We start from the raw sequence: 23,694 nt of genomic DNA, 5'->3' as shown, positions 1-23,694 counted from the left end.
CAATGCGATTGTGCTGGCAAGTAGCCAGTGCCGGAGCAGTAACGGGGTGCGATTGTATCACTCAGCGACGTAAGTCGCATCGATGTGACGCGTTATCAGGTGCGCTGCGGGCAACTTTTGTTACTATTCAAGCATTACCGCTGACCGTATATCCAGGAAGGAGCGTGGAATGAGAAACTCAAGGTGGGGAATTGCGCTACTTGTCGCGCTGGTTGGCACGGTTTACTTTCTCGATGCAGTACTGATGCCCTTTATTGCTGGGTTGATATTGGCGTACTTGGCCGACCCATTGACCAATTATTTCCAACGCCTGGGAATGAAGCGTACTTGGGCAGTCAGCAGCGTGTTTTTAGTCTTGATGATTGTTCTGGCACTGAGCTTACTTATTCTTATTCCGCTGGTGGTACAACAGATTAAGCAACTGGGCGAAGCGCTCCCGGGCGTGCTTAACTGGATTGAAGGCGTATTGGCTCCACAGGTGCAAGAGTGGACGGGCTATGACCTCGCCTCCGAGCTGAGCAATGTACGTGAAACGCTGGTTGAAAACTGGCGTGATGCGGGTAGTTACGTTGCCCAGGCGTTAGGCCAGATTGGCCGCTCGGGCATGGCGTTTGTCTCTTGGGTCACCTATGTAGCGCTGATTCCTGTGGTGACGTTTTATTTGCTGCTGGATTGGGAGCGCATGCTTAACAATATGGCGAATCTAGTACCCCGCCAGTGGGTGGACGATACGTTTCGCTTGGCACGTCGCTGTGATGAGGTATTAGCCTCGTTTTTACGCGGTCAACTGCTGGTCATGCTTTGCTTGGGTATTATCTACGCAGTGGGTTTAACCCTGTTGGGGCTTAACTTTGGCCTGCTGATTGGTGTGCTCTCTGGGCTAGTGAGCATCGTGCCATTTTTAGGTTTTATCGTCGGGCTAGTAATTGCTCTGGTGGTGGCACTGTTTCAGTTTGATACGTGGTGGGCGCTATTAGGCGTCATTGCCGTGTTTGGTCTGGGGCAAGTGGCTGAAAGCGTGGTGCTGCAGCCGAAGCTATTAGGCGATAAGATTGGTCTGCATCCGGTAGCAGTTATTTTTGCCGTACTGGCGGGTGGGCATCTCTTTGGTTTAACTGGGGTGTTGTTAGCGCTTCCGGCGGCGGCGGTGATTATGGTGCTGCTGCGAGAAGTAAAAGATCGTTATAAAAATAGTGCGCTGTATGATGCACGGTCAGAACCATTAGAACAGCAAACACAGCATGATGAGCTGGGTCGCGACGACAAAAGGGAGTCATCATGAGCCGAGTACCGGCACAGCTACCGCTTGGGGTAGGGTTGCGCGACGATGCTACGTTTAATAATTACTACGCATCCAGTGCCAATGCTTCGTTGGTAGACCACTTAAGCCATCAGCTAATGCCTGGCTCAGAGCCGTTTCTTTATCTATGGGGCGCGCCGGGCAGTGGCCGTAGCCATCTTTTGCAAGCGGCCTGCCATGCGGCCTCTGATCAAGACAAACGAGCGCTCTATTTACCTCTGGCTGATTTAGGTCATTTCCCCCCGCTGATGCTAGAGGATATTGAGCGTCTTGATTTAGTCGCGATTGATGACCTTGAGTATGTGATAGGCCGTAAGCGCTGGGAGGAAGCGCTATTTCACGCCTTCAATCGCTTACGGGATGCGGGCAAAGCATTACTGATTGCCGCCAATAAGCCTCCACGCCACTTGGAAGTAGCCCTACCGGATTTGGCATCGCGTCTTGCCTGGGGGGTAACGTTTCACCTACATCCTATGGATGATAGTGATCGCTTGGCCGCCTTAAAGCTGCGTGCGAATGTCCGCGGGATGCAACTACCGGATGACGTTGGGCGCTACATTATGCATCGTGGCCCAAGGGAGTTAGGGGAGCTGTGTCGAGCGCTGGAAACGTTGGATCAAGCGTCACTCTCTGCGAAACGTAAACTCACCATTCCTTTCGTGAAATCCGCGCTTAATTGGTAAAACGCCCCTGCCAGAGAACTGGCAAGGGCGTCATCTAGCCGCTTTTAAGTTGCTGAATCGCTTTCGCGATCAGTTCAACATTAGGCAGTTTTGCTCATTTTGCTGGCAGTAGCTTGTGCCTGCTTAACGTTATCTTCCGTCAGCTTTTGGCTCTTCTGCAAGAAGTCCTGCTGCAGTGATACCACTTTGTCTGCATCACCTTTGACGCGCTCAGCCAACTCTTTGGCTACTTTCTGCTGGCCTTCCATGTAGCTGCGCAGGCCCTCAGCGTCTTTAACGCTCATCAGCTGGCGCATTTGTGCAATGCCAGTATCAACATAGGCTTTGTTAGCGTCTAGCTGAGCGTTTAGCAGTTTTTCAGAATAGTCGATGCTGAGGCTCATGTAGGCACGTGCCGGAGCCATAAACAGGTTATCGAACTGCTGAGTCATTTCATTGGTGTTAAAGGTACGCATAATCAACACTCCTGTGCCATTGCTAAGGTCTGTGGGCTGCTAAGCTAAACCCAAGACGATTCGTTTATCAGCGACGGCGAGCTAAGGAATGCACCGTTACTGATCTGGGTTATCTTGCATTGCAGCATAGCAAGCGGTTTTGTGCAGCGCAACAATTTGGGCAAAATAAACCTTGAAAACGCGCCCAGCCAGCTTGGTGGTTTACCAAACCGGGCGGGGTGGCTAGGCTGAAGCGTAGAGAGAATCGTTATCAATGGAGCGGTGTTAGTTCAAATGCCGCTGATGACTTAACAGGAGTGTGGAATGGATACGCGTATTGAACGAGATAGCATGGGAGAGCTTGAGGTACCGGCAAAGGCGCTTTACGGTGCCCAAACCCAGCGTGCCATTAATAATTTTCCCGTCTCAGGCACGCCCATGCCGGTGGCATTTGTGCATGCCGTGGCACGCATTAAGCTAGCGGCTGCTCGTAGCAATCACCAGCTAGGTCTATTGGATGCCGAGCGCGCGCAGGCTATCGAAAAAGCCGCACAAGCGGTGATTGATGGCCAGCATGACGACCATTTCCCCATTGACGTTTTCCAGACTGGCTCGGGCACCTCCACCAATATGAACGTGAATGAGGTGCTGGCGACGCTAGCTAGCCGTGAAGGGGTGGAGGTCACGCCCAATGACCACGTCAACATGGGGCAATCCAGTAACGATGTGATCCCGACCGCGATTCATCTCTCAGCCGCTATCGCTGTGAATGAATTGCTACGCCCGGCATTAACCGAACTCAAGGCAACCATTGACCGCCGTGCCAATGAACTCAGCCATGTCGTCAAAACCGGACGTACTCACCTCATGGATGCCATGCCGCTGCGCATGGACCAAGAGCTAGGAGCGTGGTCGAGCCAGGTGGGGCAAGCGATTGAACGATTCGATAGTGCCATGACGCGGTTATGTCGCCTCGCCCAAGGGGGAACTGCGGTGGGCACGGGGATCAATGCGCCAAAGGGGTTTGCTGAGTTGATGGCGAAGGACCTGAGCCAGCAAACAGGGCTCTCCTTTGCGCCAAATGACAGTTTTTTTGCCAGCTTGGCGTCGCAGGATGCTGCGGTGGAGTTATCCGGCCAGTTGAAAGGTTTTGCCTGCGTGGTGATGAAGATCGCCAACGACCTACGCTGGATGAACTCGGGGCCACTGGCCGGGCTGGGCGAAATCGAGCTTGAAGCGCTGCAGCCGGGTAGCTCTATTATGCCGGGCAAAGTCAACCCGGTGATTCCCGAGTCGGCAGCACAGGCGGCGGCGCAGGTGATGGGGTTAGATACGGCGATCACAGTGGCGGGGCAGAGCGGCAATTTCCAGCTTAACGTTATGCTGCCGCTGGTGGCGTCTAATCTGCTCACGTCAATTACTCTGATGAGTAATACCGCCAAGCTGTTGGCTGAGCGTGCTATCGCAACTTTCAAAGTGCGTGAAGATAACCTGCAGGTGCCGCTGGCGCGTAACCCGATTTTGGTGACCGCGCTGAACAGTGTGATTGGCTACAACGCGGCCGCCGCGATTGCTAAAAAGGCATATCAAGGAGGACGGCCGATTATCGATGTCGCGGAAGAGGAGACTGACCTGGATCGCGCCACCCTAGAGCGCCTGCTTGATCCCACTGTATTAACGCAAGGCGGTGTGCCCGAGTAACCTATTCCATCCTATGCCTAGCGATTGGGTAAAACGGTTAAGTTTGCTGCGTCTCCGTTTTGCCCTTTTCAATGGTTTCGCTGGCTTTCTGGCGCTCTTCTTGACTGGCTTCTGGTGTTTCATGCTCGTTCTGGCGAGTAGGGCGATAGCAGAGTGTGGCCAGAATAGGGAAATGGTCAGACCCAAAGGCATCCAAGCGCTGCATACTGTCCAGCGTAAAGTGCTCACTGACAAAGACGTGATCTAACGGCCAGCGCAGGACCGGGTAGTTAGCGTGAAACGTGCTGAACATGCCCCGGCCACGACGAGGGTCAAGCATGCCGCTGATGCGGCAGAAGCGTTGGGTGGTGCGCGACCAAGCAACATCGTTTAGATCGCCAGCGACCAGAGTGGCAGAAGGGTGGCGATGAATTTCCTTACCAACTAACAGTAGTTCAGCATCGCGCCAGAGCGACTTCTCGCTTTCACTGGGTGCTGGCGGACGCGGGTGAAGAGCGTATAGGCGGATTCGGTCGCCGCTTTCCAGCGTGACATAGGTATGGATAGAGGGAATGTCATCCTGAATCAGCCACTTTACCTCGGTCTCGCTGAGGGTTAGTCGCGAGTACATATGCATGCCATAAAGATTATCGAGCGGTATTTTGACGCTATTGGGCCACTTATCCTCTAACGCTTGATCTAGTTGATCCTGCCACCACTGGTCTGACTCCAGCGTTAGCACAATATCGGGCTGGTATTGCTCAATCATACTGAGCAGTTTATCCGCCTGGCGATTCGGAGTAAGCACATTGGCGATCAGCAGGGTGATTTTTTGATTGCTTGGCGCCTCATGGGTCGATTTCACTTGAACGGGCCAGAGACGCGTCCAAGGGATGATGTAACGCAGCTGTATCAGCAGGGTAAGCAGCGATAAGCCTGTCGATGCCATTCGCCATTTACCTGGCTCCAGCAGCATCCAGCTTGCTAGCGCACATACCCCAGCGAGTAAGGCAATCTGCAGGCGTGGAAACTCAAAACTGCGTATCCACCACCAGCGCAATCTTATGCGAGCAATTAACGTGGAAAGTAGCAGTAAAACGGCGATGCATCCTAGCAAAGGCCCTAGCAAAACTTACCTCCTTATTTCACGGGCGATCAGTATTAATCTATGTCCAGCTTAGTCCTTAGGTTTGATAAGTGCCGACATTATTCATAGAAACAGCGATAAGGTACTCGTTGGTAAGGGTGTGAAGAATAAAAACTACTTGCAATTCAGCTATGAAGCCGTAGAATACGCATCCGTTGCACAGCAGGACCATAGCTCAGTTGGTTAGAGCGCCACGTTGACATCGTGGAGGTCGGCGGTTCAAATCCGCCTGGTCCTACCAAATTTCATATGTGCAAATCCTTTCTAGGACCATAGCTCAGTTGGTTAGAGCGCCACGTTGACATCGTGGAGGTCGGCGGTTCAAATCCGCCTGGTCCTACCAGATTCTAAAAAGCCCCGCTCATTGAGTGGGGCTTTTTGTTGTTTAATGCGCCATCAAACGAAGCGGGGAAGGTCTGTTTGCCGCACGAAAGTGGCCACCAGCGCCTCGATGCCAGCCTGGTCTTCTTGGCTAAAGCGCGCGTGCTGGGGGCTGTCGATATCCAGAACGCCCCATACGAAACCGTCGTGTACGATGGGGACGACCAGCTCGGAACGTGAATCGGCGTCGCAAGCGATGTGGTCAGCCACCGCGTGAACGTCATCGACCCGTTGCGTTGCCTGTTCACGGGCCGCAGCCCCACAAACGCCTTTGCTAAAAGGGATGGGGTGGCAGGCGGGTTTGCCCTGGAATGGCCCAAGGCACAGTAGCTGCGGTTCGCGCTGCAAATAAAAGCCAACCCAGTTCAGCGCTTCTAGCGTTTGCTGAATGAAGGCGCAGGTTTGGGCGCTGTTGGTCAGCCAGTCGCGGGTATCCAGCAAAGCCTCTAACTGGCGGTTTAACAGCGTGTAATCGGTTATCGACATACCATCTCCTTGGTGAAACGCATCAGGCCAGCCTCTCGGCTGGCCTGATAATGAATGACGAACGGATGAGAGTTACTCGTCGGTCCAGCCCGGTACCGCCGCGCCTTTGAACAGCTCGTCGGCTTTCTCGATCACTTCGTCACGCTGATAAGCGTCGACCAACTGGCGAATCTCTTCGCGATCTTCATCGCCACCGCGAACTGCGATCAGGTTGACGTAGGGAGACTCAGGGCCTTCCTTGATCAGCGCATCGTCCAGGCTCAGGCCAGCCGGTTGGGCGAAAGTGTTGTTGATGAAGGCCATATCCACGTCGGGAAGCACGCGGGGAAGCTGGGCGGCTTCGATTTCACGGAAGCGGAAGCCGCGCGGGTTTTCTGCGATATCGATCGGCGTGGCTTCCAGGAACGTCGGATCGTTGAGCGTGATCAGGCCTTCGTTGTGCATTAGGATAAGCGCACGCCCTTCGTTGGAGGGGTCGTTGGGCAGGGCGATTTGTGCGCCGTCCGGCAGCTCATCAATGCTGTCGTACTTTTCAGAGTAAGCGCCGATGGGATACACGAAGGTGTAACCGGCAATGGCAAAGTCGTAGCCGCGGTCATTCACCATCGCCTGCATGTAGGGCTCGTGCTGGTAGGCGTTGGCATCCAGGCTGCCATCGGCCAGTGCGGCATTCGGTGTTACGTAGTCAGTGAACTCGATGATTTCGACGTTCAGGTCGTACTCTTCTTTGGCAATGCGAGCGGCGACTTCCATCACTTCGGTTTCAGGACCAGCTACGGTGCCCATTTTAATGGTACGGGTTTCCGCATTGGCAACGTTGATGGCAAGTGCAAGCGCGGTCAGGCTGCCGATAATGACTTTTTGCATGGCGTTACTCCAGTGTCGTTATGCATCGTGGTGCAATGATGAGGGAATAAGAAACGCAAGTCTAATGCGTTTTTGTTATATTTAGCTATGTCGATGAAAGGCGCTGGCTATGACTATTTACGGTCGCTTTTGCGCACTAAATAGTCGCCTAGGCTTTGGAATCCTTGTACCAGCACCACTAGAATCACCACAGTGATTAGCATAATGGTTGGGTTGAAGCGGTTGTAGCCATAGCGAATGCCAAGGTCGCCAAGGCCGCCGCCGCCTACTGCGCCTGCCATGGCTGAGTAGCTCACCAGGGTGACGAGCGTAATGGTGAGGCCAGTAATAATGCCGCCGCGAGCTTCGGGAATCAGCACCTTGGTAATAATTTGCCAAGGCGTCGCACCCATGGATTGTGCCGATTCAATTAACCCTGGAGAAATCTCGTTGAGCGCGCCTTCAATGAGGCGAGCCACAAACGGAATTGCTGCAATGGTCAGCGGTACGGAGGCGGCGTTGATGCCGATAGACGTACCTACCAGCATGCGGGTGAAGGGGATGATGGCCACCATCAAAATGATGAAGGGAATTGAGCGGCCAATATTGGTAATGATACCCAACACTTGGTTAAGCACCGGCATCGCCAGAATTTGTCGCGGGCGGGTGACATAAAGCATTACGCCCAGTGGCAGGCCAAGCAGTGTGGCGATGACGCCGGACACTGCCACCATATAAAGGGTATCCAGCGTGGCCTGTAAAATAAGATCAAACATTGCGCTGGACATGGCCGAGTACCTCCACCTGTAGTTGATGCGCTGCTAAATAGGACATGGCTTGCTGGGTTTGCTCATGGCTGCCCAGTAATTCGGCAATCATTAGGCCAAGAGTGCGGTCCTGAATGGACTCGACTTTGGCCTGCAAAATGCTGACATCGACGCTGCACTCACGCGCCAAGCGAGAAATGAGCGGCGTGGAGACGGCATCGCCTGAGAAAGTCAGCCGCACCACCGGATGTGTATGTTCGCTGGGGCTCTCTTCCAGGCGTTCCAAAAGCTCTTTAGGAGGGCTGAGCTGAAGAAAGTCGTTCAAAAAGTCGCGGCCAAGCTGGGTGGCTGGCGCAGTAAAGAAGTCGCCGACTTCCGCGTCTTCTACCAGCTTGCCGTCAGAGATCAGGCTGACCCGATGGCAAATCGATTTCACCACTTCCATTTCGTGGGTAATCAGCAGAATGGTAATCCCCAACTGATGGTTGATATCCCTGAGGAGTTCAAGGATTGAACTGGTCGTTTGCGGATCGAGGGCTGAAGTCGCTTCGTCGCATAGCAGCACGTTGGGCTTGCTGGCCAGGGCGCGGGCAATGGCCACGCGCTGTTTTTGGCCGCCGGAAAGCTGGGCAGGGTACTGCTTCGCTTTATCGGCTAAGCCCACCATCTCCAATAGCGGTAAAACACGATTTTTGATAGCGCTGCGCTTTTCGCCCATCAGCTCCAGGGGAAGGGCGACATTATCAAACACGGTCCGCGTGGTGAGCAGGTTAAAGTGCTGAAAAATCATACCAATACGATGGCGAGCATGGTTGAGCTCACGACGGCGTAGACCGGTCATTTCTTGACCATCCACCAAAACGCTACCACTAGTGGGGCGTTCTAGCAGATTGACGCAGCGAATGAGCGTCGATTTGCCCGCACCGGACAGACCAATCACGCCGTGTATCGTGCCTTTGGGAATCGTTAAATTAACATTCTGAAGAGCATGGACGGCGCTGTCGCCGCTGCCATAGGTTTTACTAACGTTGCTAAGTTCAATCATAGCGTCTGCCTTAATGGTAGGCCGAAGACGGAGTGCGAGGGGGCAAGCGTAGGGCGGGGAACAAAAAAAGGCCACCCTTGCGGGTGGCCATCAATGCTGGACACACCCTTTTAGCTGCACTTCACCCCGCCAAAGGCCAGGTGGACGCCCGCAATCTGGGTACAAATCGGCGTCATTACATTTGCGGCGAAAGTCTAAAGAGTGGCGAATGGGTTGTCAATTAAATCCGTTCTATTTCATGTTTTTAAGTTCATATACAGGTTTATTTTCTTTTTAGTTGATAGTTTTTGGTTTTTGTTGCTGTTTCGAGGTGATTGAACTGCTTGCTAACAGCAAAAAAGCCATGATCAATAGGCGTCTGCTAACCACTGGCTGCACAAGGTTGGGTCATTAGTAGTAAGCTTGCGCGAGTTTTTATGGTCTACGCCATCCTACTAACCTGAGATTGAAAGGAAGGGCCAATGTTTACTGGCATTGTTCAAGGTATCGCTGAGGTCGTTGAGGTGCATGAACTAGAGGAGTTCCGCACCCATGTGGTTGCTCTGCCAGAGAGTATGCGTAGCGGGTTAGAGATTGGTGCATCAGTGGCACATAACGGCGTTTGCCTGACGGTAACGGCGATAGATGGTGAGCGCGTTAGCTTTGACCTGATGCGCGAAACGCTGAGATTGACCAATCTTGGTGCAATTACGCCAGGCCAATGCGTCAATATAGAGCGCGCAGCTCGTTTTGGGGATGAAATTGGCGGGCACTCCATGTCAGGCCACATTATTTGTATGGCGAAGGTAGTGGCTATTGAAGAGGCTCCTAATAACCGTCGGCTCTGGTTTGCGTTGCCTGATAAAGCGGCCAAGTTTGTGTTTGAAAAAGGCTATATTGGTGTCGACGGTATCAGCCTCACCGTTGGCGATGTACGCCCATCTGCCGATGGGGTAGGGGTGGAGTTCAGTGTTAATCTCATCCCTGAAACATTGTCACGCACGATGTTAGGTAGCCGTTTGATGAATGACTGGGTCAATATTGAAATTGACCCGCAGACTCAAGTGATTGTTGAGACGGTGGAGCGGGTTCTGGCGAGCCGCCAATAGTGGAAAATCTTGGCTCTTTGTTGACCAATCGGTTAGCTCATGGCCTGAAGTTTGCTAAATAAATTAGGTATGAGGCTTCTCCTCAACTTAGCTAGCCGCACTTGAGGTGCTCGCATCGCGTGGTGCCTTTCGGTAGTATGTGCGGCTTTTCTCGCATCAAGGGACGCATTCAGCGTAAGCGCGAAGGATAAAAACTAAATGAAATCACTGGACAACTACTTCAAGCTCACAGAGCAGAAGACCAATGTAAAAACGGAAGTGATCGCCGGGATTACAACGTTTCTTACCATGGCGTATATCATCTTCGTTAACCCAAGCATTCTCTCGGAAGCGGGAATGGATTACGGCGCTGTGTTCGTAGCCACCTGTTTGGCCGCGGCGATTGGCTGTTTCGTGATGGGCCTATGGGCCAATTATCCGATCGCTCAAGCGCCGGGTATGGGGTTGAATGCCTTCTTTACCTACGGCGTGGTGCTGGGTATGGGCTACACCTGGGAAGCGGCGTTAGGGGCCGTCTTCTTCTCTGGTTTGACCTTTTTCCTGCTGAGTATTTTTAAAATTCGCGAATGGATCATTAATTCTATTCCGCTCTCTTTACGTTTGGGCATCGCGGCGGGTATCGGCCTTTTCCTGGCAATGATTGCACTGAAGAATGCCGGTATTGTCGTGGCAAACCCGGCAACCTTTGTTGCCCTTGGTGACCTATCAGAGCCTGCGCCGCTTTACGCGCTGCTGGGCTTCTTCGTGATTACCGCATTGGCTTACCTGCGTGTTACTGGCGCCGTTATGATCGGCATTATTGGTGTCACCGTGCTGGCCATGGTGCTGGGTCACAATCAGTACGGTGGCATTATGTCGATGCCTCCTTCGATTGCACCGACGTTCATGGCGATGGATCTGGTGGGCGCGCTAGATGTAGCCATGCTCAGCGTTATCTTCGCTTTTTTGTTTGTCGATCTGTTTGATACGTCCGGTACGCTGGTAGGTGTTGCTCACCGTGGCAAACTATTGGATGAAGACGGCAAGCTACCGCGTATTGGTCGTGCCATGATGGCAGATAGTACCGCTTCGATGGCGGGCGCCGCGCTGGGTACCTCCACCACGACCAGCTATATCGAATCAACCGCAGGTATTGTATCTGGTGGGCGTACTGGCTTAACGGCCGTTGTGGTGGGCGTACTGTTCTTGATCAGCCTATTTTTCGCGCCGCTGGCAGGTTCTATTCCGGCTTATGCAACGGCGGGTGCGCTACTGTATGTAGCGGTACTGATGGCGGGTAGTCTTGCACATGCCAACTGGGAAGACCCCACAGACGCCGCGCCGGTGCTGATCGCTGCGCTGGCCATGCCGCTGACCTTCTCGATTGCCGAGGGTATTGCCCTGGGCTTTATTAGCTACGTTGCCATCAAGACCCTGTCAGGTCGATTCAGCGACCTGAATCCGGCAGTGGTCGTGCTGGCGCTGCTGTTTGCAGCAAAGTTCCTGTTCCTGGGCTAACTGCCCGCATTTTGACTAATCAATGAGAGACGCGATGAGCATCTACGGCGATTACATTAAGTCCGTTATTCGCACGGTTCCTGACTGGCCAGAGCAAGGAGTGAACTTCCGTGACATCACTCCGCTGCTGCAAAACAGCGCTGCCTTTCGCAAGCTGATCGATAGCTTCGTGCACCGCTACCAGGAGATGAACCTGGATGCCATCGCGGCGATTGACGCTCGTGGCTTCATTATTGGTGCCCCGTTGGCCTATGAGCTGGGCTGCAGCTTCGTGCCGGTGCGCAAGAAGGGCAAGCTGCCGTTCAAGACGATCAGCGAGACCTATACGCTGGAATATGGTCATTCGGAAGTCGAGCTGCACGCCGACGCTTTTCAGCAGAATGACCGTATTTTGTTGATGGATGATCTGATTGCCACCGGCGGTACCATGCTGGCAGCGGCCAACCTCATTCAGCGCTGCGGCGGCCAGGTCGTCGAGACGGCAACGATCATCGACCTGCCTGAACTGGGTGGCTCTACCAAAATTCGCGATGCGGGCTATAGCGTATTCGCGGTCTGTTCCTTTAATGAAGACGAGTAACGCCCCATGAGCAGCGAACGCTACCACCAACACTTCACCGTCTCCTGGGATCAGATTCATCGTGATGTTCGTCAGCTGTGCCATTTGCTGATCGAGCGTGACTTCAAGGGGATCGTGGCGATTACCCGAGGCGGATTGATTCCTGCGGCGCTGATTGCCCGTGAACTCAACATCCGCCTGATCGACACGATCTGCATCAAGAGCTACGACCACATGAGCCAGGGTGGCCTGGACATCATGAAAGGCGTCGACCACGACGGCGAAGGCTGGTTGCTAGTGGATGATCTGGTCGACACCGGCAAGACGGCGCGTGCGGTGCGTGAAATGCTGCCCAAGGCGCATTTCGTGACCATCTACGCCAAGCCCGAAGGTCGGCCGTTGGTGGATCAGTACCTGACCGAAGTGGCACAGCAGTGCTGGATTCAGTTCCCTTGGGATATGGGCATTGCCTACGTAGAGCCTCTCGCTGACCAAATGAAAAAGTAATATGGCTAACCCGCTACCCGAAGACTGGAGCCAGTGGCTGGGGCAGGATTTTCAGGCTGACTATATGTCCGCCCTGAAAGCATTTTTGGCCGCAGAGAAAGCGGCTAAGAAAGTGATCTACCCTCACTCCTCAAACTGGTTTCGCGCCTTTGAATTAACGCCGCTCTCCTCGGTGAAAGTGGTAATTCTAGGGCAGGATCCTTACCACGGGCCTAATCAGGCCCATGGGCTCTGTTTTTCGGTACAGCCGGGCGTGCAAGTGCCGCCGTCGCTGGTCAATATCTACAAAGAGTTGGCAAGCGATGTCGGTTTTACCCCAGTGCGTCATGGCTTTTTAGAGTCGTGGGCGAAGCAGGGGGTGCTGCTGCTGAACACAGCGCTTACCGTTGAACAGGGCAACGCCGCGTCGCATCGGGGAAAAGGTTGGGAGCATTTTACCGACCGGGCTATTGAAACCGTGAGTCAGCATGCAGAGTCCTGCGTTTTTTTGCTGTGGGGTAGCCATGCTCGCCAGAAAAAAGCGCTCATCGATACCTCTCGCCATTTGGTACTTGAGTCACCACACCCGTCGCCCCTGTCGGCGCGCCGTGGTTTCTTTGGTAATCACCACTTTTCGCGGGCGAATCAATTCTTGCAGGAGCAAGGGCGGACGCCAATTGAGTGGCAATTGCCCGAAACCCCTTAACCTGATGGTCAGTTGCGGGTAGAATGGCGCGCAATTTTGTAAGCATGTCGATGCGACCTAGGTCGCCATCCTGAATCCCCTGCAGTGAGGAAGCCCCATGAGTGTCTACGCCATTAACCATCCGCTTGTTCAACATAAGCTGGGATTGATGCGCGAAGCTGATTTGAGCACTAAGAGCTTTCGTGAACTGGCAGGTGAAGTGGCTAAGCTTTTGACCTATGAAGCAACCAAAGGTCTGGAGCTGGAAGACCATGAGATTCAGGGCTGGAACGGCGAGCCCATTGCGACCCGTCGTTTGAAAGGTAAGAAAGTCACTATCGTGCCGATCCTGCGTGCCGGGCTAGGCATGTTGGAGGGCGTAACGGATTTAATCCCTAGCGCACGGGTAAGCGTTGTTGGTCTTTACCGGGATGAAGAGACGCTTCAACCGGTACCTTACTTCGCTAAATTCGCCAACGACATCGAAGAGCGCATGGCGATTGTGATTGATCCGATGCTGGCGACTGGTGGTTCGATGGTGGCCACGTTGGATATGCTGCGTGAGCGTGGCTGTGAACATATGAAAGTGATTGTCTTAGTTGCTGCCCCTGAAGGGATTAAACGGGTGCAAGATGCTTATCCTGATGTAGAGATTTACACGGCGTCGGTGGATGACCGACTCGATGAGAATGGCTACATCGTCCCCGGCTTGGGAGATGCCGGCGATAAGATTTTCGGAACGCGTTAAGCGCTCCGCCTCAAAAGGCCCCTTACGCTTCGCGTTGGGGGCATTTTTTTGCCTCCGTTACTAATAACCGACCCCCAGGAGTGGTGTGATGACAAACAGTGCTGGTCAAGAGTCGTGGCCTAAAATGCTGCTTACCGGCGCGCAAATGCTGTTCGTGGCCTTTGGTGCGCTTGTGTTGGTTCCGCTATTAACCGGGCTAGACCCCAGCGTGGCACTCTTTACCGCCGGGATTGGCACGTTGGTGTTTCATGGCGTGACCAAACAAACGGTGCCGGTGTTTCTAGCTTCTTCCTTTGCATTTATTGCTCCTATTCAAGGCTCAATCGCCAGTTTTGGCGTTTCTGCCACGCTGGGTGGCCTGATGGCCGCGGGACTTGTCTATGTTGCCATTTCCCAGGCGGTGCGCTTGAAGGGCACCGCCTGGTTGCATCGTTTGCTGCCTGCTGTCGTGGTGGGCCCAGTGATTATGGTGATCGGCTTAGCGCTAGCGCCAGTCGCGGTCAGTATGGCAACCGGTGAAATCAGCGATAATATTAGCTATGGGCAAGCTATTTTTCTCTCCATGGCCAGTCTGTTAGTAACCTTATTGCTTGCGGTGCTTGGCCGTGGGCTGCTGCGTTTAGTGCCGATTATAGGCGGCATTGCAACGGGGTATGCGTTGGCGCTGATTATGGGGGTGGTTGATTTTACTCCGGTGCGTGAAGCGGCTTGGCTCTCTATCCCCAACTTTACCGCGCCGAGTTTTCACTGGGCGGCCATCCTGTTTATGATTCCAGTGGCCATCGCTCCCGCCGTTGAGCATATTGGCGATATGGTGGCGATTGGCTCGGTGACACGTAAAAACTATCTTGAAAAACCTGGCTTGCACCGCACGTTACTGGGCGATGGCTTGGCAACGACGGCAGCAGCCCTGTTCGGTGGGCCGCCTAACACGACCTATTCAGAAGTTACCGGTGCTGTGACGCTAACCAAGGCATTCAATCCAAAATATATGATTGTGGCTGCTGTTATTGCCATCATCCTTGCCTTTGTTGGCAAATTGGGGGCGCTGCTGCAGACAATTCCCGGGCCGGTCATGGGGGGGATTATGACGCTGCTATTCGGCTCTATTGCTGTAGTGGGGATGAATACCCTGGTGCGTGCAGGTCAGTCGCTGACTGCGGCGCGTAACCTAGTGGTGGTGTCACTTATTTTGGTGTTTGGTATCGGTGGTATGCAGTTTGGAGGTGGGCAATTCACTTTGCAGGGCGTTAGCTTAGCCGCTTTGGTAGGCATTGCGTTAAACTGGTTATTACCTGCAGAAAAAGAGGGTGAGTAACTTGTGGCACATAGGGTGATTTATGAGTGAGGCACTGCGCTCTCCGTTTCCCGTACCGTTTCCCACACTGGGAGTGGCAGCCTGGAGTGGGACCGGTAAAACCACGCTGCTAGAGCAGCTGTTACCTCTACTGCGTGAAAAGGGCCTTTCGGTAGCGGTGATTAAACATGCCCACCACCAGTTTGATGTGGACCAGCCGGGTAAAGACAGCTACAAGCTGCGTAGCGCCGGGGCCACTCCTATGCTGATTGCATCGCGCCAACGTTTTGCACTGATGCAGGAGACGCCAGGGCAGGAGGAGCCTAATTTAGCCTATTTGCTTACCCTAATGGCACCGCATCACCCAGATCTGGTGATTGTGGAAGGCTTCAAAGCATGGCCTATTCCCAAGCTGGTGCTTTACCGAGACGGAATAGGCGATCCGGCTATTTTATGCGATGAGTGGGTGCAGGCGGCTGCGCTTACTGCTGAGCCGCCGGTGGCTCTTAGGCCATCGGTGGCCCGCTTGGATTTAAATAATTGTGAAGAGATTGCTCGCTGGGTAAGTGAGTGGGCCGACCAACAACGCCGCACTCTGGCTTGATGATGAAAAGGTGACACCATGCAGTTAACCCACCTGAACGCGCACGGCGAAGCGAATATGGTTGATGTCGGCGATAAGCGCGAGACCCGTCGTGAGGCTGTTGCCTCTGGGCGAATCGTGATGCAGCCCAATACTCTGCAGCTATTAAGCGATGGGGCGCTGCCCAAAGGGGATGTACTCGCAACAGCGCGTATTGCGGGTATTCAAGCAGCGAAGCGAACTCATGAACTGATTCCGCTCTGCCACTCGCTGGCGCTCTCCAAAGTAGCGGTGGATTTCGATATTGACCATGCAAATGGCTGGGTGAATGTATCGGCCATGTGTCGCTTGAACGGGCGCACGGGCGTCGAGATGGAAGCGTTGACGGCCGTTTCGGTTGCTTGCCTGACGCTTTACGATATGTGTAAAGCCGTTGATAAAGAGATGCGCATTGAAGCTGTGCAGCTCGACAGCAAGCGAGGCGGATTGCGTGGTGACTATCAGCGGGAGCGTGAGATGGTCACGCCTATTGTCACCGGTGAAGGCGCAGTGGGAGAGGTAAGCTTAGGTGAGCGCTGTGCCTCGCCCTGTGTGCGCGTCAAGTTTTTGGCAGAGCTGCGTGAGCGGGTCGGTGAGAGTGATCTGGCCATTGGGCTTGATAAGCTGCCAAGTCGCGATGTGGCCGGGCTAAAAGCTGCGCTTAGTGCCCAGGATGCACGCTTTTCCGTGCTGGCTGATCAGCGCACTCTATGTGCCATTAACCAAGTGATGGCAAATGATAGCGCTCGTATCACTGATGATGACGAAGTGGCCTTTTTTCCACCGGTAACGGGAGGCTAAGCCGTGTCTGTTAGCGAGCCGACATTGCCAGACATCGCGGTAGAAGTGCAGTCCGCTCCGTTTTCAATGGCGTACGGCTATGAGAGCGCGCTGCGCCAGCGCACCGACATTGGTGCGATTGTGACGTTCACCGGGTTAGTGCGAGATTTTAACGAGACGCCCGACGTAACGGGGTTAACCCTTGAGCACTATCCAGGAATGACTGAGCGCACCTTAACGCAAATTGCTGAGCAAGCCTGGCAGCGCTGGGCGCTGCAGGCGGTGCGTGTTATTCATCGGGTGGGCGACTTATCCCCGGGCGACCCTATCGTTAGAGTGCTGGTGGCAAGCGCACACCGCCGCGATGCGTTTGAGGCCTGCGATTTCATTATGGATTATTTAAAAACCCAGGCGCCGTTTTGGAAGAAAGAGCACTCCAAGCAGGGGGCGTACTGGGTTAAAGAGCGCCACACCGATCAGCAGGATGCTGAACGCTGGTAACACCTGTGTTTAAGGCTCGTCGTTTAACTCTTCGATGGTCGGCATTTCAGCGGCCATGATCTGCAGGTGCACGTCTGGCATATGTTGCAAGTGGTTAGCCAGCCAGTGCACCAGCCTTGGCTGCAGCGCATGGCGCAAATCAGCCAAGGTGTCTGCCTCAATCTCTTCTAGCTGCTCATCCAGCCACTCGCTGAAGCTATCTTCATCCATAGGGCTTGCGCCGTTGGCGTCAAGCATCAGACGACCAATACGACACCATCCCGTTTCTGTTGCTGCTACCGGTAGCGCTAGAAACAGACTGCCACGACGGGTAGTGGGATGGCTGCTCTCAAGGCCAGGGTGAGGCACGACGCTATTTTGGTTAACAATGCAAGGCGGCTGTGGGTAGCGCGTTTCGCAGCGCAGCCCTTGGTGGTCAAGCACAATCATATCGCCATTCACCGGTGCTAGCGGCGCTCTGATACCTAGCTCCTCAGCAAGCGCTTGGTGCGCCTCCTGATGGCGCGCTTCACCATGTACCGGCAGTAGCATTTTGGGCCTCACCCACTGGTAGAGCTTTTTCAGCTCTTCCTGAGCGGGGTGGCCGGTTGCATGAAGCTCGGGGTGGTTCATTTCGTCGAACAGCGTGACACCGAGTTGCAGTAAACGTTTTTTAAGCTGCTCGATAGGGCGCTCATTGCCTGGAATTGTTTTGGCGGAAAAAATCACGCTATCGCCGGGTTCCAAGTCCACAAAGGGGTGTCGACGCTGCGCTAAACGCTGCAAGGCAGCGCGAGGCTCGCCTTGGCTACCGGTGGCAATAATCACGACCTCCTCCGGTGGTAGATAGCCCAAATCATGGGGTGGCACCAGGGGGGGGAAGTTATCCAGATAACCAAGGCCTCTAGCAACACTGACCATGCGCTCCATTGAGCGGCCCATCAAACTAACGCGACGGCCACACGCTTGGGCCGCTAAGCCAATGGCCAGTACGCGCGCTAGGTTGCTAGCAAAACAGGACACTACCACGCGGCCTTTACACGCTTTCAATGTGGTGGAAAGCGCCTTGGCAACATCCCCCTCGCTGCCCGACTGCCCTGGCATTGGCGCATTGGTCGAGTCACCTACCAGAAGATCCACCGGCGCCAGTGCTCTAAACTGGGCAGCGTTCACGGGGGCGCCAATCAGTGGGTTGGGGTCGAGTTTCCAGTCGCCGGTGTGCAGTATGCGGTAATCACCCGCCTGCATCATGATGGAGCAGCTTTCGGGGATGGAGTGGGTAACACTCAAGTAGCGCAGTGTAAATGGCCCGCTCTCCACCGCATCGCCTGGTTCAATCACTTCAATGGAGGCGCTGCTGAGCTGGTGTTCGGCGAATTTGTAACGCAATAGCCCTGCTGCGAGAGGAGTGGCAAAGATAGGGCAACCCCATTTGGGCCATAGCCACGCCACCGCACCAATATGATCTTCATGACCATGGGTGATAAACAGCGCCTTAGGTGTGATCTTCAGTGCCTCTAGGGTATCGGTATTAGGTACTTGCAGCGGCGAGTTGGGCAGGTCTTGGCGAATCATCATGCCGCAATCTACGGCGATCCACTGGTCGTCGTATCCATACAGCGTAAGATTCATTCCAATTTCACCACATCCACCTAGCGGGAGTAGGCGCAGGGGCGGGCGACGACGGGGACGAAGTTGAACGCGGGATGGATGCATCAGTTATGAAAAGCCTAGAAAGTAATTCCTTAACTATACGGGAAGCGGGGGGCGGGTAACAATCATCGCGGCACCTGACCACGGTGCTTCCTCATCGTGCTTACGGTACACTACCGCCGCTAATGTGGTTTACCTGCTGGTAGGCAGGTGCTTGGCGAGCGTGCCGTTAAATACGTTAAGAGTGTTTGTTATGTCTCATTACTATCGTTTAGTTGTTTCCTGCCCAGATCAAGTGGGCATCGTGGCGCGTGTCTCAAGTTTTATTGCTCAACAAGGCGGCTCAATTACCGAAGCCAGCCAGCACTCTGACTTAGAGACTGGCCGCTTTTTTATGCGTTACGAGATTCTGGCGGATTCTCTGGGTATGTCGGCGGAAGCACTGCGCACGTCGTTTGAGCCGGTGGCGGCTGAATTTGATATGCAGTGGTCGCTGGTGGATACCCAAAAGCGCCGCCGTGTGGTGTTGATGGTGTCTCGGGAATCCCACTGTTTGGTGGACCTTCTCTACCGCTGGCAGGCAGGTGAGTTGGATTGCGATATTGTCGGCGTTATCTCTAATCACGATGATATGCGCTCGCTGACTGAATGGTATGGCATCCCTTATCATCATGTACCAGTTGACCCGGCTAATAAACAAAAGGCTTTTGAACAGGTGCAGGAGCAGATTGATGCTGCCCGCGCTGACTGCATAGTGCTAGCACGCTATATGCAAATTCTGCCACCTTCGCTTTGCGAACGGTATGCAGGGCGCGTGATTAACATTCATCACAGCTTCTTGCCTTCCTTTGCGGGTGCCAAGCCGTATCATCAAGCCTATGAGCGGGGCGTGAAACTGATTGGGGCAACTTGCCACTATGTGACAGAAGAGCTGGATGCAGGCCCTATAATTGAGCAGGACATTCACCGGGTCAGCCACTGTCACACGCCTACTGATTTGGTACGTTTTGGTCGCGATGTGGAAAAAGCGGTATTGGCGCGGGGGCTGCGTTGGCACCTAGAAGATCGCGTGCTAATTCACGGCAACAAAACGGTCGTTTTTAGCTAATCGGCAGAAGGGGGCGCTATGTCGTTTGCACAAAGCGTATTGGCACCGTGGGCACTCGTGATGACGTGGCTTTTATCGTTGGGTGTCATCGTCTGGTGCTTATGCCTGCGCCCCTGGCGGCCACTGCTTGAGGATACAGCGCTTCAGCACCGCTGGATGGCAGCTACGTTGGCCGTCATGTTGATGTGGCAATTGCGTGCGCAAGCGGTGGACTGGTTAACGCTTCACTTGGTGTTTACGGTGCTGATGACGCTAGTCTTTAAAATGCCGCTGGCGTTGATCAGCAATGTGATGGTTAATGTCGCCATGGTGGCTATTGGCAGAAACGATTGGTCGCTAATGGGGGCAAATGTGCTGGTGACAGGTATTGTGCCTGCGACCGTGACCGGTTTTGTATGGCGAATCGTTGACCGTCGGTTGCCTGATAATTTGATGGTGTTTTTATTTGCTTGTGGCTTTTTTGGAACAGCCTTGGCGACCTTAGGGGGAGGGCTATCTACTGTTGCGCTGATTATCGTAGCGGGCACTGATCCCGAGGCCGTCTATCTCGCCCAAGAGTATGCCCGCTTTTTACCGTTACTGATGCCGTCAGAGGCATTTATAACCGGTATGCTGCTGAGTATTTTGCTGGTGTACCACCCAAGCTGGGTGGCCACCTTTAATGACCACCGCTATATCGACTTGCAGTAGCCTGCCTTACAGGTTGGGCAACTAGCCAAGCGCTTGCCCATTACCACCGCGAATAACACCAACACCCACGCCTTCAATATCAAGCTGCTGAGTGCGTAGGTCGATCTCAATTGGTGCGAAATCTGCGTTCTCGGCAATCAGTGTTACTTGATGCCCTTGGCGTTTAAAACGCTTGACTGTTACTTCGTCTTCTAATCGTGCCACGACAATTTGCCCATCGCGAACGCGGTCAGTGCGATGCACGGCCAGAAGGTCGCCTTCAAGAATGCCTACATCTTTCATGGATAGGCCGCGCACCCGTAGCAGGTAATCTGCTTTAGGCGTGAAGTACTCAGCGGGCAGCGGGCAGTAACGGTCAATATGTTCAGCCGCAAGGATAGGGCTGCCAGCGGCGACCTCACCAATCACAGGAAGCCCATTGGGCAGCGGCTCATTAGTAGCAGGTGCTGCAGCCGCTGGTGTTTCAGTAAGCTCCTGCGGCTCCTGGTTAGGTAAGCGGATGCCTCGTGATGTATTGCGAATTATACGAATAGCGCCTTTGCGCTCGAGCGCACGCAAATGCTCTTCTGCTGCGTTAGGCGAGCGGAATCCCAGCGCTTTGGCAATTTCGGCGCGGGTAGGGGGGTAGCCAAGCTCACCCATGGTCTTAACAATAAAATCAAATACGTGCTGCTGACGTGCTGTGAGTGGACGCGACATACCAAACTCCAAAACAGTGAAAAGACAGTAGCTACATGTCGGCTTAATCAGTATGTGTTTAAGTATACAGTATGTTGCTCTGTCCAGTACATGACGAGTTACACCCAACCGAGACAGTCGTTAAGTGTTTAGTTAACGCTTACTACCCTTTGGATAAGAGATTGAGCCAGCAGGGGTTATGACATAGTATTCAGCTATGTTTAAAACACCTGTTTTTTGGAGGGCGCTATGGCCCAATCGGATACGGTAACGCGTATTTTAGATACTGCAGAGGTACTGTTTGCAGAGCGAGGCTTTGCCGAGACGTCGCTGCGTAATATCACCAGCAAGGCCCGGGTTAATTTGGCGGCCGTGAACTACCACTTTGGTTCCAAAAAAGCGCTAATTCAAGCGGTGTTTTCCCGCTATCTCGATCCATTTTCAGAGCGTTTTCACACCGCACTGGACGAGCTAGAAGCTCACTATCAAGGCCAGCCTATTCCTCTAGAAGTGCTGTTAGAGACCATGGCCACTACGGTACTGGCAGTGCCCGCCGAACGTAATAGCCTGAAGGTATTTATGCGGCTACTAGGGTTAGCCTACAGTCAGGCGCAAGGGCATCTGCGTCGCTATATTCAGCAGCAGTATGGCGATGTATTTACCCGTTTTACCGAGCTGGTGCGTAAAGCCACGCCTGAGCTGCCGGACGCCGAGCGCTTTTGGCGGCTACACTTTATGCTAGGCACAGTGATATTTACGCTCTCAGGACTGGATGCCCTGCGTGATATTGCTGCAAAGGATTATCAAGAGCAGGTGACGGTGCGTGACCTTGTGCGGCGGCTACGTCCAGTCGTTGTTGCTGCGATGAACGCGCCGCTACCGGCTGCGGTTGAAGAGGGAAACCATGGCAACGCCCAGGCTAGCTGAATTACCGCCTTCCCAATCTGGTTGGGTGGAGATTGACACCCAGCGGCAGCGGTTGCGCTGGTGGCAGGGAAAGGAAGTGAACTATGAGTGCGCGATCTCCACTGGGGTTGCTGGCGTAGGGCAGCAAGAGGGTAGCGGCCAAACACCGCTGGGCTGGCACTATGTCCGTGCGTCTATCGGCAAGGACTTGCCTGATAATGCGGTATTTCGTGGTCGCCGATGGACTGGCGAAGTATTTTCGCCTGAATTGGCGACCAATTACCCTGAGCGAGACTGGATTCTAACGCGCATTATGTGGCTCTGCGGGCTGGAGCGCGGCGTTAACCGCGGCGCTGACGTGGACTCCCAGCGGCGCTACATTTATTTGCACGGCACGCCTGAAGAACAACCGATGGGTGTGGCTGCCTCTCACGGCTGCATCCGCCTGCGAAATCACGATTTACACTACCTGTTTGCACACGCCCAACCCGGTACGCCGGTTTGGTTGCATTAAGCCCACTTCCGGGCGTCCTGCCAGAATTTTGACACGCTAAGCGGTTAGTCTAAAATGGCGCCCTTTTTGTCGGATCCTCCCCATGACGCAACCCATTGGCCCGGTCATGCTTGACCTAGAAGGGCCGCAGTTATCCAACGCTGAAAAGACATTGCTAAAAGACCCTGCGGTGGGCGGCGTTATCCTGTTCGCCCGTAATGTCGAAGATGCGTACCAAGTGCGGCAGCTCTGCAGCAGTATTCGTCGTGTGCGTGGTGATCTACTGCTAGGTATTGACCAAGAGGGCGGTCGAGTCCAGCGGATCAAAAAAGGGGTGACCAAGCTGCCCGCCATGGCGCGAATTGGCGATCTGTATGCCAGCGACCCAGTAGCAGGGCTCACCTTAGCCAAAGACACAGGCTGGCTGCTGGGGATGGAAATGGCCGCCTGTGGGTTGGATATGAGTTTTGCGCCAGTGTTGGATGTTGAGAGCGGTATCTCCAGCGTCATTGGCGACCGTAGTTTCAGCAGCGATCCAGAGCATGTCGCCCAACTAGGGCGCGCCTTTATCGAAGGCTTGCATGAAGCTGGCATGGCGGCAGTTGGTAAGCATTTTCCTGGCCATGGCGGAGTGGCGGCGGATTCCCATATTGCGCTGCCAGTGGATGAGCGACCCCTGGCCGAGCTGAAAGCCCGAGACCTCGTGCCGTTTCGCGAGTTAGCGGGTGTGTTGAACGGTGTCATGCCTGCCCACGTGACTTATTCAGCGTTTGATACTCGCCCTGCAGGGTTCTCACCCAACTGGTTAGGCATGCTGCGTGAATCATTGGGGTTCAAAGGGTGTATTTTTTCCGATGATTTAAGCATGACGGGGGCGCATGAGGCAGGCGGCCCGGCTGAGCGTGCCAAAGCGGCGCTGGCCGCTGGCTGCGATATGTTGCTGATCTGCAATGACCGAGCGGCAGCCATTGAGGTACTAGGGGCCTGCCAAGGGGTGCTGAATAAACGGCCTGCCAAGCTGCGTTACGGCCGTGCTAGGCCTGAACTGGATGCACTGGCTGCACTCGGCCGTTGGCGCCGCACGCATGCCAAGCTCGAAGCGCTAGCGAATTAATTCCATTTTTATACCGTTTTCTTATTAGATGTTTTTGGAGA

The 23,694-nt window shown here is 54.0% G+C and carries 26 protein-coding genes and 2 tRNA genes; 20 read left to right on the top strand and 8 right to left on the bottom strand.

Annotation, left to right across the window (positions count from 1 at the left end):
- Window positions 1-169 precede the first annotated feature (169 nt).
- The gene (locus tag AC13CN_RS14210) at window positions 170-1,282 is read left to right on the top strand and encodes an AI-2E family transporter (RefSeq protein ID WP_062360405.1); all 1,113 of its coding nucleotides are present in this window, start codon (window positions 170-172) and stop codon (window positions 1,280-1,282) included.
- Window positions 1,279-1,983 carry a DnaA regulatory inactivator Hda gene (gene hda / locus AC13CN_RS14205; RefSeq protein WP_044628313.1) on the top strand — a complete coding sequence of 235 codons (705 nt, stop codon included), beginning with the start codon at window positions 1,279-1,281 and terminating at the stop codon, window positions 1,981-1,983. The genes AC13CN_RS14210 and hda overlap by 4 nt, the downstream gene beginning before the upstream one ends.
- Before the next feature lie 80 nt (window positions 1,984-2,063).
- Here the strand turns inward: hda and AC13CN_RS14200 are convergent, their stop codons facing one another.
- Window positions 2,064-2,438 carry a phasin family protein gene (locus AC13CN_RS14200; protein ID WP_044628312.1) on the bottom strand — a complete coding sequence of 125 codons (375 nt, stop codon included), beginning with the start codon at window positions 2,436-2,438 and terminating at the stop codon, window positions 2,064-2,066.
- 303 nt (window positions 2,439-2,741) lie between these two features.
- On the opposite strand from AC13CN_RS14200, the gene AC13CN_RS14195 reads away from it, so the two are divergent.
- Window positions 2,742-4,118 (top strand): class II fumarate hydratase, encoded by a 1,377-nt coding sequence (locus AC13CN_RS14195; protein WP_062360403.1) that lies wholly within the window; start codon window positions 2,742-2,744, stop codon window positions 4,116-4,118.
- A 37-nt stretch (window positions 4,119-4,155) separates the two neighbouring features.
- Here the strand turns inward: AC13CN_RS14195 and AC13CN_RS14190 are convergent, their stop codons facing one another.
- Window positions 4,156-5,226, bottom strand: coding sequence for an endonuclease/exonuclease/phosphatase family protein (locus AC13CN_RS14190; protein ID WP_062360401.1), 1,071 nt, complete (start codon window positions 5,224-5,226; stop codon window positions 4,156-4,158).
- A 182-nt stretch (window positions 5,227-5,408) separates the two neighbouring features.
- On the opposite strand from AC13CN_RS14190, the gene AC13CN_RS14185 reads away from it, so the two are divergent.
- Window positions 5,409-5,485 (top strand) — tRNA-Val (locus AC13CN_RS14185).
- Window positions 5,486-5,510: 25 nt separating this feature from the next.
- Window positions 5,511-5,587 (top strand) — tRNA-Val (locus tag AC13CN_RS14180).
- Between the two features lie 53 nt (window positions 5,588-5,640).
- Here AC13CN_RS14180 and AC13CN_RS14175 read toward each other — a convergent pair.
- The 4 genes from AC13CN_RS14175 to AC13CN_RS14160 form a co-directional block, all read right to left on the bottom strand.
- Window positions 5,641-6,111: a GAF domain-containing protein gene (locus AC13CN_RS14175; RefSeq protein WP_062360400.1), complete on the bottom strand. Its 471-nt coding sequence runs from the start codon at window positions 6,109-6,111 to the stop codon at window positions 5,641-5,643.
- A gap of 72 nt (window positions 6,112-6,183) precedes the next feature.
- Window positions 6,184-6,978, bottom strand: coding sequence for a MetQ/NlpA family ABC transporter substrate-binding protein (locus AC13CN_RS14170; protein ID WP_054640841.1), 795 nt, complete (start codon window positions 6,976-6,978; stop codon window positions 6,184-6,186).
- A gap of 113 nt (window positions 6,979-7,091) precedes the next feature.
- Window positions 7,092-7,745, bottom strand: a complete 654-nt coding sequence (locus tag AC13CN_RS14165; protein ID WP_044628308.1) for a methionine ABC transporter permease — start codon at window positions 7,743-7,745, stop codon at window positions 7,092-7,094.
- On the bottom strand, window positions 7,726-8,769 hold the full coding sequence (locus tag AC13CN_RS14160) for a methionine ABC transporter ATP-binding protein (RefSeq protein WP_062360398.1): 1,044 nt from the start codon (window positions 8,767-8,769) through the stop codon (window positions 7,726-7,728). The genes AC13CN_RS14165 and AC13CN_RS14160 overlap by 20 nt, the downstream gene beginning before the upstream one ends.
- A 461-nt stretch (window positions 8,770-9,230) precedes the next feature.
- On the opposite strand from AC13CN_RS14160, the gene AC13CN_RS14155 reads away from it, so the two are divergent.
- From AC13CN_RS14155 to moaE, 10 genes are all read left to right on the top strand, one after another.
- Window positions 9,231-9,857, top strand: a complete 627-nt coding sequence (locus AC13CN_RS14155; RefSeq protein WP_054640843.1) for a riboflavin synthase — start codon at window positions 9,231-9,233, stop codon at window positions 9,855-9,857.
- A 198-nt stretch (window positions 9,858-10,055) separates the two neighbouring features.
- A complete protein-coding gene (locus tag AC13CN_RS14150) occupies window positions 10,056-11,354 on the top strand; it encodes an NCS2 family permease (protein WP_054640844.1) in 1,299 nt (432 codons plus the stop codon).
- A 34-nt stretch (window positions 11,355-11,388) separates the two neighbouring features.
- Window positions 11,389-11,934, top strand: coding sequence for an adenine phosphoribosyltransferase (locus AC13CN_RS14145; RefSeq protein ID WP_039182221.1), 546 nt, complete (start codon window positions 11,389-11,391; stop codon window positions 11,932-11,934).
- Window positions 11,935-11,940: 6 nt separating this feature from the next.
- Window positions 11,941-12,420 carry a xanthine phosphoribosyltransferase gene (gene gpt / locus AC13CN_RS14140; RefSeq protein WP_100731227.1) on the top strand — a complete coding sequence of 160 codons (480 nt, stop codon included), beginning with the start codon at window positions 11,941-11,943 and terminating at the stop codon, window positions 12,418-12,420.
- Between the two features lies 1 nt (window position 12,421).
- On the top strand, window positions 12,422-13,105 hold the full coding sequence (ung, locus tag AC13CN_RS14135) for a uracil-DNA glycosylase (protein WP_062360396.1): 684 nt from the start codon (window positions 12,422-12,424) through the stop codon (window positions 13,103-13,105).
- A 97-nt stretch (window positions 13,106-13,202) separates the two neighbouring features.
- Window positions 13,203-13,832 carry a uracil phosphoribosyltransferase gene (gene upp, locus AC13CN_RS14130; protein WP_044628300.1) on the top strand — a complete coding sequence of 210 codons (630 nt, stop codon included), beginning with the start codon at window positions 13,203-13,205 and terminating at the stop codon, window positions 13,830-13,832.
- 88 nt (window positions 13,833-13,920) lie between these two features.
- Entirely contained in the window at window positions 13,921-15,150 is a 1,230-nt protein-coding gene (locus AC13CN_RS14125; RefSeq protein ID WP_062360394.1) for a uracil-xanthine permease family protein, read from the top strand.
- A 22-nt stretch (window positions 15,151-15,172) separates the two neighbouring features.
- Entirely contained in the window at window positions 15,173-15,733 is a 561-nt protein-coding gene (gene mobB / locus AC13CN_RS14120; protein ID WP_062360392.1) for a molybdopterin-guanine dinucleotide biosynthesis protein B, read from the top strand.
- An 18-nt stretch (window positions 15,734-15,751) separates the two neighbouring features.
- Window positions 15,752-16,552 (top strand): cyclic pyranopterin monophosphate synthase MoaC, encoded by an 801-nt coding sequence (gene moaC, locus AC13CN_RS14115; protein ID WP_062360390.1) that lies wholly within the window; start codon window positions 15,752-15,754, stop codon window positions 16,550-16,552.
- A 3-nt stretch (window positions 16,553-16,555) separates the two neighbouring features.
- Window positions 16,556-17,032, top strand: coding sequence for a molybdopterin synthase catalytic subunit MoaE (gene moaE, locus AC13CN_RS14110; protein WP_074210515.1), 477 nt, complete (start codon window positions 16,556-16,558; stop codon window positions 17,030-17,032).
- 9 nt (window positions 17,033-17,041) lie between these two features.
- Here moaE and AC13CN_RS14105 read toward each other — a convergent pair whose 3' ends face one another.
- Window positions 17,042-18,643: a ribonuclease J gene (locus AC13CN_RS14105; RefSeq protein WP_062360388.1), complete on the bottom strand. Its 1,602-nt coding sequence runs from the start codon at window positions 18,641-18,643 to the stop codon at window positions 17,042-17,044.
- A 274-nt stretch (window positions 18,644-18,917) separates the two neighbouring features.
- Between AC13CN_RS14105 and purU the strand changes: the two genes are divergently transcribed.
- Together purU and AC13CN_RS14095 are read left to right on the top strand one after the other, a co-directional pair.
- Entirely contained in the window at window positions 18,918-19,772 is an 855-nt protein-coding gene (purU, locus tag AC13CN_RS14100) for a formyltetrahydrofolate deformylase (RefSeq protein ID WP_054640848.1), read from the top strand.
- Between the two features lie 18 nt (window positions 19,773-19,790).
- On the top strand, window positions 19,791-20,462 hold the full coding sequence (locus tag AC13CN_RS14095; RefSeq protein WP_062360386.1) for an energy-coupling factor ABC transporter permease: 672 nt from the start codon (window positions 19,791-19,793) through the stop codon (window positions 20,460-20,462).
- Window positions 20,463-20,483: 21 nt separating this feature from the next.
- Here AC13CN_RS14095 and lexA read toward each other — a convergent pair whose 3' ends face one another.
- The gene (gene lexA / locus AC13CN_RS14090) at window positions 20,484-21,161 is read right to left on the bottom strand and encodes a transcriptional repressor LexA (protein ID WP_044628293.1); all 678 of its coding nucleotides are present in this window, start codon (window positions 21,159-21,161) and stop codon (window positions 20,484-20,486) included.
- Window positions 21,162-21,389: 228 nt separating this feature from the next.
- On the opposite strand from lexA, the gene AC13CN_RS14085 reads away from it, so the two are divergent.
- From AC13CN_RS14085 to nagZ, 3 genes are all read left to right on the top strand, one after another.
- A complete protein-coding gene (locus AC13CN_RS14085; protein WP_044628292.1) occupies window positions 21,390-22,067 on the top strand; it encodes a TetR/AcrR family transcriptional regulator in 678 nt (225 codons plus the stop codon).
- Window positions 22,045-22,560: a L,D-transpeptidase gene (locus tag AC13CN_RS14080; protein ID WP_054640850.1), complete on the top strand. Its 516-nt coding sequence runs from the start codon at window positions 22,045-22,047 to the stop codon at window positions 22,558-22,560. Before AC13CN_RS14085 ends, AC13CN_RS14080 begins: the two co-directional genes overlap by 23 nt.
- Window positions 22,561-22,642: 82 nt before the next feature.
- The gene (gene nagZ, locus AC13CN_RS14075; RefSeq protein ID WP_062360384.1) at window positions 22,643-23,653 is read left to right on the top strand and encodes a beta-N-acetylhexosaminidase; all 1,011 of its coding nucleotides are present in this window, start codon (window positions 22,643-22,645) and stop codon (window positions 23,651-23,653) included.
- The last annotated feature ends 41 nt before the right edge of the window (window positions 23,654-23,694 follow it).

The sequence above is a fragment of the Vreelandella sp. L-25 genome, assembly GCF_056857535.1.
This window is presented reverse-complemented; position numbering and strand designations above follow the sequence as displayed.